Annotated in this window: 11 protein-coding genes; 2 read left to right on the forward strand and 9 right to left on the reverse strand. The window is 73.7% G+C overall.

Features of this window, described 5'->3' with window-relative positions; genetic code table 11:
• Positions 1 to 6: 6 nt before the first annotated feature.
• Together pheS and pheT are read left to right on the forward strand one after the other, a co-directional pair.
• Positions 7 to 1,119 (forward strand): phenylalanine--tRNA ligase subunit alpha, encoded by a 1,113-nt coding sequence (gene pheS / locus K8Z61_RS05195; RefSeq protein ID WP_224127156.1) that lies wholly within the window; start codon positions 7 to 9, stop codon positions 1,117 to 1,119.
• Entirely contained in the window at positions 1,116 to 3,611 is a 2,496-nt protein-coding gene (pheT, locus tag K8Z61_RS05200) for a phenylalanine--tRNA ligase subunit beta (RefSeq protein WP_224127158.1), read from the forward strand. Before pheS ends, pheT begins: the two co-directional genes overlap by 4 nt.
• 67 nt (positions 3,612 to 3,678) lie before the next feature.
• Here the strand turns inward: pheT and K8Z61_RS05205 are convergent, their stop codons facing one another.
• The 9 genes from K8Z61_RS05205 to tkt all read right to left on the reverse strand — a co-directional run bounded on the left by K8Z61_RS05205 (position 3,679) and on the right by tkt (position 13,399).
• Positions 3,679 to 4,002 carry a hypothetical protein gene (locus tag K8Z61_RS05205; RefSeq protein ID WP_374227903.1) on the reverse strand — a complete coding sequence of 108 codons (324 nt, stop codon included), beginning with the start codon at positions 4,000 to 4,002 and terminating at the stop codon, positions 3,679 to 3,681.
• A 99-nt stretch (positions 4,003 to 4,101) separates the two neighbouring features.
• Positions 4,102 to 4,473, reverse strand: coding sequence for a maleylpyruvate isomerase N-terminal domain-containing protein (locus K8Z61_RS05210; RefSeq protein WP_224127160.1), 372 nt, complete (start codon positions 4,471 to 4,473; stop codon positions 4,102 to 4,104).
• Between the two features lie 104 nt (positions 4,474 to 4,577).
• The gene (locus tag K8Z61_RS05215) at positions 4,578 to 5,216 is read right to left on the reverse strand and encodes a hypothetical protein (protein WP_224127161.1); all 639 of its coding nucleotides are present in this window, start codon (positions 5,214 to 5,216) and stop codon (positions 4,578 to 4,580) included.
• 44 nt (positions 5,217 to 5,260) lie between these two features.
• Positions 5,261 to 5,995, reverse strand: coding sequence for a 6-phosphogluconolactonase (gene pgl / locus K8Z61_RS05220; protein ID WP_224127162.1), 735 nt, complete (start codon positions 5,993 to 5,995; stop codon positions 5,261 to 5,263).
• Entirely contained in the window at positions 5,992 to 6,918 is a 927-nt protein-coding gene (locus K8Z61_RS05225) for a glucose-6-phosphate dehydrogenase assembly protein OpcA (RefSeq protein WP_224127163.1), read from the reverse strand. The genes pgl and K8Z61_RS05225 overlap by 4 nt, the downstream gene beginning before the upstream one ends.
• 49 nt (positions 6,919 to 6,967) lie before the next feature.
• Positions 6,968 to 8,500, reverse strand: coding sequence for a glucose-6-phosphate dehydrogenase (gene zwf, locus K8Z61_RS05230; RefSeq protein ID WP_224127166.1), 1,533 nt, complete (start codon positions 8,498 to 8,500; stop codon positions 6,968 to 6,970).
• A complete protein-coding gene (gene pgi / locus K8Z61_RS05235; RefSeq protein ID WP_224127168.1) occupies positions 8,497 to 10,188 on the reverse strand; it encodes a glucose-6-phosphate isomerase in 1,692 nt (563 codons plus the stop codon). Before pgi ends, zwf begins: the two co-directional genes overlap by 4 nt.
• Positions 10,185 to 11,291, reverse strand: coding sequence for a transaldolase (gene tal / locus K8Z61_RS05240; protein WP_224127169.1), 1,107 nt, complete (start codon positions 11,289 to 11,291; stop codon positions 10,185 to 10,187). Before tal ends, pgi begins: the two co-directional genes overlap by 4 nt.
• 80 nt (positions 11,292 to 11,371) lie before the next feature.
• Positions 11,372 to 13,399 (reverse strand): transketolase, encoded by a 2,028-nt coding sequence (gene tkt / locus K8Z61_RS05245; RefSeq protein ID WP_374227911.1) that lies wholly within the window; start codon positions 13,397 to 13,399, stop codon positions 11,372 to 11,374.
• Positions 13,400 to 13,582 lie beyond the last annotated feature (183 nt).

Consider the following 13,582-nt stretch of genomic DNA (forward strand, 5'->3'; position numbering starts at 1 on the left):
GCCGTCATGTCGGGACCCAACACCGAGTACGACCCCGTCGAGGTCACCCCGCTCCAGGCCGCCGAGGTCGAGGCCGCCCGCGACGCCGCCCTCGCGGCCATCGCGGCCGCCGCGGACCTCGAGCAGCTCAAGGCGGTGCGGCTGGAGCACGCGGGCGACCGCTCCGCGCTCGCGCTGGCCAACCGCGAGATCGGCGCGCTCCCGCCCCAGGCCCGCAAGGAGGCCGGGCAGCGCGTGGGCCAGGCCCGCGGCGCCGTCAACCAGGCGCTCGCGGCCCGCCAGGCGGTGCTCGAGGTCGAGCACGAGGAGCGGATGCTGGCCGAGGAGACCGTCGACGTCACCCTGCCGACCGACCGCGTCCCGGCGGGCGCGCGGCACCCGCTGACGACCGGCGCGGAGCTGATCGCCGACATCTTCGTCGCGATGGGCTGGGAGATCGCCGAGGGGCCGGTCATGGAGGCCGAGTGGCTCAACTTCGACGCCCTCAACCTCGGTCCCGACCACCCGGCCCGCACCATGCAGGACACCTTCTGGGTGGCCCCCGCCGACAGCGGCGTCGTGCTGCGCACCCAGACCTCGCCGGTGCAGGCGCGCAGCATGCTCACCCGCACGCCGCCCATCTACGTCGCGTGCCCCGGACGCGTGTTCCGCACCGACGAGTACGACGCCACCCACAGCCCGGTCTTCCACCAGGTCGAGGGCCTGGCGATCGACGAGGGCCTGACGATGGCGCACCTCAAGGGCACCCTCGACCACCTCGTCTCCAGCCTGTTCGGCGAGGGCATCTCGACGCGGTTCCGGCCGTCGTACTTCCCCTTCACCGAGCCGAGCGCCGAGATGGACATGGTCTGCTTCGTCTGCAGCGGCTCGACGCTCGACGCCGAGGGCACCGGCCCCTGCCGCACGTGTCGGGGCGAGGGCTGGATCGAGCTCGGCGGCTGCGGCGTCGTCAACCCGCGGGTGCTGGTCGCGTGCGGCGTCGACCCCGAGCGCTACACCGGCTTCGCGTTCGGCTTCGGCATCGACCGGATGCTGATGTTCCGCTCGGGCATCGACGACCTGCGCGCCTTCTGGGAGGGCGACGTCCGATTCACCACTGCGTTCGGGAGCGAGCTGTGAAGGCACCCCTGTCCTGGATCCGCGAGCACGTCGACCTGCCTGCGGACCTCACGACCGAGCAGATCACCGATCGGCTCACCGCGCTCGGCCTCAAGCTCGAGGCGATCGAGTCGCCGGGCAGCGAGATCACCGGCCCGCTGGTCGTGGGCCGGGTGCTCACCCAGGAGCCCGAGCCGCAGAAGAACGGCAAGACGATCAACTGGTGCACCGTCGACGTCGGCGACGCCAACGGCACCGGCGAGCCGCAGGGCATCGTCTGCGGCGCGCACAACTTCGGCGCGGGCGACCTCGTCGTCGTCGTGCTGCCCGGCGGCGTGCTGCCGGGCGGGTTCGCGATCTCCGCGCGCAAGACCTACGGCCACGTCTCGGCCGGCATGATCTGCTCGGCCGCGGAGCTCGGCATCTCCGACGACCACGACGGCATCATCGTGCTGCCCGAGGGCGCCGGGGCGCCCGGTGACGACGCGCGTCCGCTCCTGGGGCTCGACGAGGAGATCATCGAGTTCGAGATCAACCCCGACCGCGCCTACGCGCTGTCGATCCGGGGGCTCGCCCGCGAGGCCGCCCTCGGCTTCGACGCGCCGTTCCGCGACCCGGCCGCGCGCGACGTCCCGGCCGCCGACGACGCGGGGCACCCGGTCGTGATCGACGACCCCGACGGCTGCCCGCTCTTCGTGGCCCGCACGGTCTCGGGCTTCGACCCCACGGCCCCGACGCCCGACTGGATGGTGCAGCGCATCGTCGCGGCCGGCATGCGCCCGATCTCCCTGGCCGTCGACGTCACCAACTACGTGATGCTCGAGCTCGGCCGGCCGATCCACGGCTACGACGCCGACAAGGTCGCCGGGGCGCTGCGCGTGCGCCGCGCCGCCGCGGGGGAGCGGCTCACCACCCTGGACGGCACCGAGCGCACCCTCCACCCGGAGGACCTCGTGGTGTGCGACGACACCGGCGCGATCGGCCTGGGCGGCGTGATGGGCGGGGAGTCGACCGAGATCTCCTCCTCGACCACCCGCGTGCTCGTCGAGGCCGCCCACTGGGACGCCACCTCGATGTTCCGCACCGGCAAGCGCCAGCGCATCTCCTCCGAGGCCGGCAAGCGCAACGAGCGCGGCGTCGACCCTGCGATCACCGAGGCGGCCGCCGACCGCGTCGTCGAGCTGCTGGTCGCGCACGGCGGCGCCACCGCCGAGCCGGGCGTCACCGTGGTGGGCTCGGTGCCCGCGCGCGCCGCGATCGAGATCGACGTCGACCTGCCGGCGCGGGTCAGCGGCATCGCCGTCGACGACGCCACGACGGTGCGCCACCTCGAGGCCGTCGGCTGCGCCGTGGAGGTGATCGGCCCGCGCCTGCGCGCCGTCCCGCCGACCTGGCGTCCGGACCTCGAGGACCCCTTCGACCTGGTCGAGGAGGTCGTCCGCGTCGTCGGCTACGACCAGGTGCCCTCGGTGCTCCCGACGCCGAACGCCGGCCGCGGACTCACTCGCCCGCAGCGCCTGCGCCGCCGCATCGGCCGCACCCTGGCCGCGGCCGGCTGCGTGGAGGTCGTGAGCTTCCCGTTCGTGGGCGACGCCGCGCTCGACGCCCTGGGGCTGCCGGCCGACGACGCGCGACGGGCGACCGTGCCGCTGGCGAACCCGATGTCGAGCGAGGAGCCGGGCTTCACCACCACCCTGCTCCCGGGGGTGCTGCGTCAGGCCGGCCGCAACCTCTCCCGCGGCCAGGCCGGGGTCGCGCTCTTCGAGACCGGCAGCGTCGTGGTCTCCTCCGGTCCGGTGAAGGCGCCGATCTACGGCGTCGACCGTCGGCCCTCCGAGGCCGAGCTCGACGCGCTGCTCGCCGCCGTCCCCGCGCAGCCGCTCCACCTCGCGGCGGTGCTGGCCGGCGAGCGCGAGCCTGCCGGCTGGTGGGGCCCCGCGCGTACGGCCGGGTGGTCCGACGCCCTGGCGATCGTCCGGCGTCTGGCCGACGAGCTGTCCGTGGCGGTCGATATCCGTCCGGCCGCCCTGGCGCCCTGGCACCCCGGTCGGTGCGCCGAGATCGTCGCCGTCGGTGGCGCGAGCCCGGTCGTGCTGGGCCACGCGGGCGAGCTGCACCCGCGGGTGTGCGCCGCGCACGGGCTGCCGGCCCGCTCCGCGGCGCTCGAGCTGGACCTCGACGCGCTGATCGCCGCCACCCCCGACGTCCCGCCCGCGCCGAGGTTCTCCACGTTCCCGGTCGCCAAGGAGGACGTCGCGCTGGTCGTCGCCGACGCGACGCCGGTGGCCGACGTCGAGGCGGCCCTGCGCGAGGGCGCCGGACCGCTGCTGGAGTCGGTGCGGCTCTTCGACGTCTACCGCGGCGAGCAGATCGGGGCCGGACGCCGCTCGCTGGCGTTCGCGCTGCGCTTCCGCGCGCCCGACCGCACCCTGACCGACGAGGAGACCACGGCGGCGCGCACCGCCGCCGTGGCGCTCGCGGCGGAGCGGACGGGCGCCGAGCAGCGCGCCTGATCCGCCGACCGTCGGCCGCTGCCGGCGGCTGCCTGCGGCGCCCGGTGGTCGGCCGCGCGCCCGTCGATCAGTCGATCGGCGGGCGCACCGCCGCGAGGAACGCCTCGCGGCCGGTCGGGTCGCCGCTCCACGCGACGACGTCGTCACCCGCGCGCTTCCACAGCCAGCGATCGACGTCGGCGGCCGTGCCGGCCACCACCGTCGTCGGCTCGGCGTACTCCTCCGTGAGCAGCAGGTGCGCGCCGGTGAGGTCGCGACCGTCCTCCGCGCGTCCGACGAGCCGGCCGACGGCGACCCGCAGGGTCCGGTCGACGTCGGTGAGGCGCACCCCGACGAGTCCCGGCCGGCGCTCGAAGACCACGCCGGCGGGCGGCTCGCCGCCGTACATCACGTCGAGGACCTCGGCGACGCCGTCGGCGGCGAGCGACGGATCGATCGTGGCGTGCCGGACGCCCGCGCAGAGCTCGGCGTCGAGGCGGTGGACCAGCGCCTAGTGGGCCTGACGGCGCAGGGTGAACCCGACGGTCTGCTCCGTCGCCCACGACCAGGCCGGCTCCGCGGGGTCCGCGGCGGCGAGCAGCCGACGCAGGTCGGCCGAGGCGGCTCGCAGATGGGCGAGCAGCGCCGCCCGGTCCTCGGGTCGTACGACCCGGGCGGGCAGCGCGTCCGGGCCGGCGGGCCGGTGCTCGAGGATCCGGGCCCAGAACCACTGCACCTCGCCGAGGTGCCACAGCAGGTCGTCGGCGTCCCAGTCGGGGCACGAGGGCACGCGCGCGCCCGCAGGCGCGCCGGCCAGCACCTCCAGCAGGCGGTCGGTCTCGCGGGAGATCGCGGTCAGGAGGGACTCGCGCGGCGGTCGCATCGGCTCAACCTACGCCCGGCGCCGACGGCGAGGGCCGGGGGAGAGGCCCCGACGGGTGGCCGACGTGCTGGTCGATCCGCATCCACGTGGCGAGGACGCGTGCGTCAACCGCGCCGCTCGCCGGCGGACGCCTGCTGCTCCACGGTCGTGCAGCGGTACTGGAGCTCGGCGAAGGGGATCGTCGTCGTGACCGTCTTCGACGAGCCGTGGGCGACTCCTGCGGTGCGCTGGGGACGGAAGTAGTCCGTGCCGAACGTGCAGCGGACGTCACCGGTCATCACCGTCCGGCCGTCGGCGTCCTTGACGGGTCGATTGCGGTTGACGAGCTTGAACCCCGTGCGGGTCCTCGTCACCTCGATGCGAGTCACCCGCACGACCTTGACGGTGAACCGCCTCTCCTCGCTGATGCCGTCCCCGAGGTCGCAGAGTCGATAGCCCACCACCGCCTCGGTGGGCCGCTGGGCGCGGACGAAGATCTGGCCCCCGATGTCGTAGGAGTTGATGCCGCCCCCTCGCACGGTGTGGACGAAGCAGAAGGCGCTGCCCTTCCCGCTTCCGGCGTCCCCGGCCCCGGTCAGGATCAGCTGGGGATCACCGTCGATGTTGGCGTAGAGGATGGCGGTCCTCGTCCGATCGAGGGGGATCTCGTCACCGCTCGCCGAGGACGAGGCGACGAGCAGACCTCCGAGCACCAGGAGGACGATCGCGGTGAGCCGAGTCCGGGTGCTGAGCGCCGTGGTCATGGCCGGGAGCCTAGGGCCGCGGACGGCTCCTGTCCGCCGGTCGGCTACAGCCGCGAGGCCGCCGCCTGATCGAGGAACCAGGTGGTCTCCTCGGTGCCCTGGACGCCGGCGGCCGGCACCTGTCGCGGGTCGGGCGCCGGCTCGGCGAGCGCGGCCGCGACCGCCTCGGCCTTGCCCTCGCCGCTCACCAGGAACCAGACCGATCGTCCCCGCCGGAGGGTGTCGAAGGTCAGGCTGACGCGCAGCGGGGGCGGCTTGGGGGAGTCGTGGACCGCGATGGCGCCGGCCCCGTCGTGCCCGTCGTCGGCCGCGCCGGGGTGGCCGGGGAAGAGCGAGGCGACGTGCGCGTCCGGCCCGACGCCGAGCATGACGACGTCGAAGCCGTGCTCGTCGAGCCCGGCCAGCATCGCGGCGTAGCCGGCGGCGGCGTCCTCGGGCGTGGCGACCTCGTCGGCCGCGGGCACCGCATGGACGAGGGCCTGCGGCACGGCGTGCAGGAAGGCGGTGTGGGCCTGGCCGACGTTGCGGTCCTCGGAGTCGGCGGGCACGAACCGCTCGTCGCCGAACCAGAAGGCCACCCGCGACCAGTCGACGTCCGCCTCGGGCGCCAGCCGGGCCAGCTCGCGGTGCACGAGGTCGGCGATGGTGCCGCCGGTGAGCACGATCTGCGGCACCCGGCCGGCCGCCTGCACGTCGCGCAGCCGCTCGACCAGCTCGCCGGCCACCGCCGTCGCGAGCGCGTCGGCGTCCGGCTGCACCTCGATCAGCGGCGCCGTCATCGAGAGGCCCTGCCCGTGCCCGACGAGCCCTTCAGCAGCGCCTTGACCACGCCCGCGTACACGTCGTCCTCGTCGAGGCGTCGCAGCTCCTCGGCCAGCAGGTCGTGCGGCGAGCGGCGCTTCAGCGCGATCGGCCGGTCGGGGTGGCCGGGCGTCGAGAACGTCGCGAGCCGGCCGTCGGTGCGGGCGATGCGGATCGGTCCGTCCTTGGTCTCGAGCTCCACCTCGGTGAGGCCTGGGCCGTCGGAGGTGCGCCGCTCGACGTCGACCCGCAGCCGCCAGCCGAGCCACGCCCCGAGCAGGTCGGCGCTGGGGTTGACCTTCTCGGCGGTGACGACGGCGCCGGTGACCTTCGCGTGCGACTGGTCGAGGGCGGCGGCCAGGAGCGCGCGCCACGGGGTCAGACGCGTCCAGGCGAGGTCGGTGTTGCCGCGCGTGTAGGCCTCGCACTGGGCGTGCAGCGCGGTCGCGCGGGCCTTGGTCGCCGCGGCCGCGTCGGTGATGCGCCGCTGCGCGAGCCGCCCGAGCGGGTCGTTGGCCGGGTCGGCGGGGGCGTCCACCGGCCACCACACGACGACGGGGGAGTCGGGCAGCAGCAGCGGCAGGACGACCGACTCCGGGTGGTGCGCCACCTCGCCGGAGAGACGGATCAACGCGGTCTCGCCGGCCCAGCCGTCGCCGATGCCGACCTGCGCGTTGACGGTGCCCTTGCCGCGCGTGGAGCCGAGGATGACGCCGAGGACCCGCGCCGGGTGCTCCTGCGAGGCCTCGCGAGCCGTGGCCATCGCCTGCTCGGAGCTCTCCTCGTCGACGACGAAGACCAGCGTCATGACCATGCCCATGGCCGGGGAGCCGGCGCGCGAGCGGGCGCGGACGAACTCGGCCGCGATCGCCGAGGAGGTGGTGTCGGTGAGCTCGATCATCGGAGGACCTCCGGTCGGACGGGAGTGGCGCGGGCGGACGACGCGGCGCTCACGGCCGCCGCCAGGTGCGACCGTCGCGGGCGAGCATCCGCTCGGCGGACTCCGGGCCCCAGCCGCCCGCCGCGTACGGCTCCGGCTCGCCCTTGGCCGCCCAGTGCTCGAGCACGGGATCGAGGATCTTCCAGGACAGCTCGACCTCCTCGTGCCGCGGGAACAGCGGCGGGTCGCCGAGGAGCACGTCGAGGATGAGTCGCTCGTAGGCCTCCGGCGAGGCCTCGGTGAAGGTGCCGCCGTAGGTGAAGTCCATGCTGACGTCGCGGATCTCCATCGCGGTGCCGGGCACCTTGGACCCGAACCGGACGGTCATGCCCTCGTCCGGCTGGATGCGGATGACCAGCGCGTTCTGGGTGAGGTCCTCGACGGCGGTCTCGGAGAACGGCTGGTAGGGCGCCTTCTTGAACACGACCGCCACCTCGGTGACGCGACGGGCCAGGCGCTTGCCGGTGCGCAGGTAGAAGGGGACGCCCGCCCAGCGGCGGTTCTCGACGTGCAGCGTGATCGCCGCGAAGGTCTCGGTGGTGGAGTCGGCGGCGATGCCGTCCTCGTCGAAGAAGCCGGCGACCTTGGCGCCGCCGGCCCAGCCGCCCTCGTACTGACCGCGCGCGGTGGTGAGGTCGAGCCGGCGGGGGAGCGTGACCGAGGCGAGGAGCTTCTGCTTCTCGATCTGCAGCGCGTGCGGCTCGAAGGAGGTCGGCTCCTCCATCGCCACCAGCGCCATCAGCTGGAGCAGGTGGTTCTGGATGACGTCGCGGGCGGCGCCGATGCCGTCGTAGTAGCCGGCCCGGCCGCCGATGCCGGCGTCCTCGGCCATCGTGATCTGCACGTGGTCGATGTGGTGGTTGTTCCACAGCGGCTCGAACATCGTGTTCGCGAAGCGGGTCGCGAGGATGTTCTGCACCGTCTCCTTGCCGAGGTAGTGGTCGATGCGGAAGATCGTCTCGGGCGGGAAGACCGCGTCCAGCGCGGCGTTGAGCTCGCGGGCCGAGGCGAGGTCGTGGCCGAACGGCTTCTCGATGACCACCCGGCGCCAGGCGTCCGGCCGGTCCGCCGGGGCGTCGGTGAGCCCGTGCTCCTGCAGCTGCTGGGCGACGGTGCCGAACGCTCCCGGCGGGATGGCGAGGTAGAAGGCGTGGTTGCCGTCGGTGCCGCGGACCTCGTCGAGCTCCTCGATGGTGCGTCGCAGGTTCTCGAACGCCGCGTCGTCGTCGAAGCTGCCCGGCACGAACCGGAAGCCCTCGGCGAGCTGCTTCCAGACCTCCTCGCGGAACTCGGTGCGCGCGTGCTGCTTCACCGAGTCGTGGACGATCTGGGCGAAGTCCTGGTCGGCCCAGTCGCGGCGGGCGAAGCCGACGAGGCTGAAGCCGGGGGGCAGCAGGCCGCGGTTGGCGAGGTCGTAGATCGCCGGCATGACCTTCTTGCGCGAGAGGTCGCCCGTGACGCCGAACAGCACCAGGCCGCAGGGTCCGGCGATCCGCGGCAGCCGGCGGTCCTGCGGGTCGCGCAGCGGGTTGACGTGGCTCATCGGGACTCCTCCGAGGACGAGCCGCGATGGGCCCGGTAGTAGGCGATCAGCGCCTGCGTCGAGGCGTCCTGCTGGGCGAGGGCCTCGGCGTCGCCGGCGATGGCGGGGCCCACCTGCGTCGCGAGCTGCTTGCCGAGCTCGACGCCCCACTGGTCGAAGCTGTCGATGCCCCACACGGCGCCCTGGGTGAACGTGATGTGCTCGTAGAGCGCGACCAGCTGGCCCAGCACCGACGGCGTCAGCGCGGGGGCCATGATCGAGGTGGTGGGCCGGTTGCCCGGGAAGGTGCGGGCCGGCACGACCGCCTCGTCGACGCCCTCGGCGCGGACCTCCTCGGCCGTCTTGCCGAAGGCCAGGGCCCGGGTCTGGGCGAGGAAGTTGGCCAGGAACAGCTCGTGGACGTCGGTGTCTCCGTCGCGCAGGGGATGCGCGGGGGTCGCGACGGCGATGAAGTCGGCCGGGATCAGCCGGGTGCCCTGGTGGATCAGCTGGTAGAAGGCGTGCTGGCCGTTGGTGCCGGGCTCGCCCCAGAACACCTCGCCGGTGGTCGTCGTGACCGGGCTGCCGTCCCACCGCACCGACTTGCCGTTGGACTCCATCGTCAGCTGCTGGAGGTACGCCGGGAAGCGGTGGAGCAGCTGCGCGTAGGGCAGCACGGCGTGGCTCTGCGCCCCGAGGAAGTTCGCGTACCAGACGTTCAGCAGCCCCATCAGCAGCGGGACGTTGCGCTCCGGGGGAGCGGTGCGGAAGTGCTCGTCGATCGCGTGGAAGCCGGCCAGCATCTCGGCGAACCGCTCCGGCCCGATCGCCAGCACCAGCGAGGTGCCGATCGCGGAGTCCAGGGAGTAGCGCCCGCCGACCCAGTCCCAGAACCCGAAGGCGTTGTCGGGGTCGATGCCGAAGTCGGCGACCTTGTCGAGGGCGGTCGAGACGGCGACGAAGTGCCGCGCGACGGCGTCCTGCTCGTCCACGCTCCCGTCGTCGGCCGCGGCGCGCAGGCCGTCGAGCAGCCAGCGGCGGCACAGCCGGGCGTTGGTGAGCGTCTCGAGGGTCCCGAAGGTCTTGCTGGAGACGATGAAGAGCGTGGACGCCGGGTCGAGGTCGGCCAGCGTGGTGGCGGCGTCGGTGGGGTCGATGTTGCTGATGAACCGCACCTCGGGCCCGCCGTCGCGGTAGGGCTGCAGGGCCTCGTAGGCCATGACCGGGCCGAGGTCGGACCCGCCGATGCCGATGTTGACGACCGTGCGCACCGGCTGACCCGTCGCGCCGGTCCACTCCCCGCTGCGGACGCGTCGGGCGAAGGCGTAGATGCGCTCGAGCACCTGGTGCACGCCGGCCACGACATCCTCGCCGTCGACCACCAGGCTGGCGTCGGCCGGCAGCCGCAGCGCCGTGTGCAGCACGGAGCGCCCCTCGGTGACGTTGACCGGCTCGCCGCGCAGCATCGCGTCGCGGTGGGCCGCGACGCCGGTCTGCTCGGCGAGCTCGAGGAGCGCCTCGAGGACCTCGTCGGTCAGCAGCGCCTTGGAGAGGTCGACGTGCAGGTCCGCCGCGACGTGGGTGTGGCGCTCGACGCGGTCGGCGTCCGCGGCGAACCACCCGCGCAGGTCGGGCTCGAGGCCCGCCGCGAGGGTGGTCAGCCGCGACCAGGCCGGTGTCGTCGTGGGATCCACCGGCGCGGTGCTCACTGCGCCGCCGCCCCCATCTGGCCCCGGACGGTCTCGACCAGCTCGTGCCACGAGCCGACGAACTTCTCCACGCCCTCGTCCTCGAGCGCCACGAAGACGTCGTCGAGGTCGATGCCGACGGCGGTGAGCGCGTCGAAGACCCGCTGGGCCTCGGCGGCGGTGCCGGTGACCGCGTCGCCGTGCACCTCGCCGTGGTCGGCGACCGCGTCGAGGGTCTTCTCCGGCATCGTGTTGACCGTGCCGGCCACGACGAGCTCGGTGACGTAGAGCGTGTCGGAGTAGTCGGGGTTCTTCACGCCCGTCGACGCCCACAGCGGCCGCTGCGGGTTCGCGCCGGCCTCGGCGAGCTGGCGCCAGCGGTCGGACTGCAGCACCTCCTGGTAGGCGGCGTAGGCGAGGCGGGCGTTGGCCACCGCGGCCTGGCCGCGCAGGCCCAGGGCCTCCTCGCCGCCGATCGCCTCGAGCCGCTTGTCGATCTCGGTGTCGACGCGGGAGACGAAGAACGACGCGACCGAGTGGATCGTCGAGAGGTCGAGACCGGCGTCGCGCGCCTGCTCGAGGCCCGACATGTAGGCGTCCATGACCGCCCGGTAGCGCTCGACGCTGAAGATCAGCGTGACGTTGACCGAGATGCCCTGGGCGATCACCGCCGTGATCGCGGGAATGCCCTCGCGGGTGGCCGGGATCTTGATCAGCGCGTTGGGCCGGTCGACGGCCTGCCACAGCCGCTGCGCGGAGGCGATGGTGCCCTCGGTGTCGGTGGCCAGGGTCGGCTCGACCTCGATCGAGACGCGACCGTCCCAGGCCGCCTCCTGGTGCACCGGCGCCAGGATGTCGCAGGCGTTGCGGACGTCCTCGGTGGTGAGCTCGAAGATCACCTCGTCGACGTCGGCGCCCTTCTCGACGAGCTGGCGCACCTGCGCGTCGTACCGCTCGCCGTTCGCGATGGCGCCGGCGAAGATCGTCGGGTTGGTGGTGACGCCGACGACCGACCTCTCCGCGACGAGCGTGGCGAGGTTGCCGGACTCGACCCGCTCGCGCGAGAGGTCGTCGAGCCAGATGGAGACGCCCGCGTCGGCGAGGGTCTTGAGACGGTCGGACATGTGTTCCTCCTGCTGCAGGGATGGACAGGGGACGGACGGGGATCGGGCCGGTGGCGGCGGCGGGGGTCGCCCGCCGGAGGTCAGCCCGAGACGGAGGTGAGGCTGTCGCGCGCGGCGGCGACGACGGCCTCGGTCGTGAGCCCGTACTCCTGGTAGAGGCGGGCGTAGTCGGCGGAGCCGCCGAAGTGGTCGATCGAGACGATCCGGCCGAGGTCGCCGACGTACTCGCGCCAGCCCTGGCGGACGCCGGCCTCGACCGACACCCGGGCCCGGACCGACGGCAGGAGCACGCTGTCGCGGTAAGCCTGGTCCTGGGCCTCGAACCACTCCAGGCACGGCATCGAGACGACGCGCGCCTGCACGCCGTCCTGCGCCAGCCGCTCGCGGGCCTCGACGGCGATCTGCACCTCGGACCCGGTGGCCATCAGGATGACGTCGGGGGTGCCCTCGGCGTCGACCAGCACGTAGCCGCCGCGCTTCACCTCGTCGAGCCCGGCGAAGCCGTCCTCGCCGCGGGGGAACACCGGGACGTTCTGACGCGTCAGCGCGAGCGCGGCGGGACGGTCGGTGTGGCCGAGGATCGTCAGCCAGGCGGCGGCGGTCTCGTTGGCGTCGGCCGGGCGGACGACGTCGAGCCCCGGGATCGCCCGGAGGGCGGCGAGGTGCTCGATCGGCTGGTGCGTCGGGCCGTCCTCGCCGAGGCCGATCGAGTCGTGCGTCCAGACGTAGGTGACCGGGACGCCCATGAGGGCGGCCACGCGGACGGCGCCGCGCATGTAGTCGGAGAAGGTCATGAACGTGCCGCCGAAGACCCGCGTCAGGCCGGTGACCGCGATGCCGTTCATGATCGCGCCCATCGCGTGCTCGCGGATGCCGAAGTGCAGCACGCGGCCCTGGTGGGGGTCGGTCTGCCAGTCGTGCGTCGCCCGGTCGGTCGGGCCGAAGGAGGGCACGTCGGCGATCGTGGTGTTGTTCGAGCCGGCGAGGTCGGCCGAGCCGCCCCACAGCTCGGGCATGACGGGCGCCAGCGCATTGATCACCTTGCCGGAGGCCGAGCGGGTCGCGACGCCCTTGGCGTCGGCCGGGAAGGTCGGCAGAGCGGCGGCGGCCTCGGCCGGCAGGTCGTGCGCCTTCAGCCGGTGCAGGAGGGTCTCGAGCTCCGGGTTCGCCTCGGCCCAGGCGCGGTAGCGCTCGTCCCACTCGCGACCGGCCGCGGCGCCGCGCTCGCGCAGGGCGCGGGTGTGCGCGAGCACCTGCTCGTCGACGGCGAAGTGCTGCTCGGGGTCGAAGCCGAGCACCTTCTTCGTGGCCGCGACCTCCTCCGCGCCCAGGGCGCTGCCGTGGGCGGCCTCGGTGCCCTGGGCGGTGGGCGCCGGCCAGGCGATGATCGTGTCGAGCACGATCAGCGACGGCTGGTCGGTGACGCCGCGGGCCGTCTGGATCGCCTCGTGGAGGGCGTGGACGTCCTCGACGTACTCGGTGCCGCCGTTGGTCCAGTCGATCGTCTGCACGTGCCAGCCGTAGGCCTCGTAGCGCTTCGCGACGTCCTCGGTGAAGGCGATGTCGGTGTCGCCCTCGATCGAGATCTTGTTGCGGTCGTAGATGACGGTGAGGTTGCCGAGTCGCTGGGTGCCGGCGATCGAGCTGGCCTCGCCGCTCACGCCCTCCTGGAGGTCGCCGTCGGAGCAGAGCACGAAGACGTCGTGGTCGAAGAGCGACTCGCCGGCTGGGGCCTCGGGGTCGAGCAGCCCGTGGACGCGGCGCGCGGCCATCGCCATGCCGACGGAGTTCGCCACGCCCTGGCCCAGCGGGCCGGTGGTGACCTCGACGCCCGCGGTGTGGCCGTACTCGGGGTGGCCGGGGGTCTTGCTGCCCCAGGTGCGCAGCGCCTTGAGGTCCTCGATCTCCAGGCCGAAGCCGCCCAGGTACAGCTGGGTGTAGAGCGTGATGCTCGAGTGGCCGCACGACAGCACGAACCGGTCGCGGGCGATCCACGACGGGTCGGCCGGGTCGTGGCGCATGACCTTCTGGAAGAGCAGGTACGCGACGGGCGCGAGGCTCATCGCCGTGCCCGGGTGGCCGTTGCCGACCTTCTGGACGGAGTCCATGGCGAGGACACGGGCGGTGTCGACCGCGCGCTGGTCCAGGTCGGTCCACTCGAGCGGGGCGGGAGAGGTCACGTGCGTCCTTCGGGTGCGGAGGGAGAGGGATCCCGCGCCGGACGGCTCGTGGGCGGGGCCCTCGATGGTGGTGGAGCTTCGTGCTGGGTCGCTGTGGTGCAGTGGTGCTGT

It is taken from the genome of Nocardioides sp. TRM66260-LWL (genome assembly GCF_020075545.1).
GTDB lineage: Bacteria > Actinomycetota > Actinomycetes > Propionibacteriales > Nocardioidaceae > Nocardioides.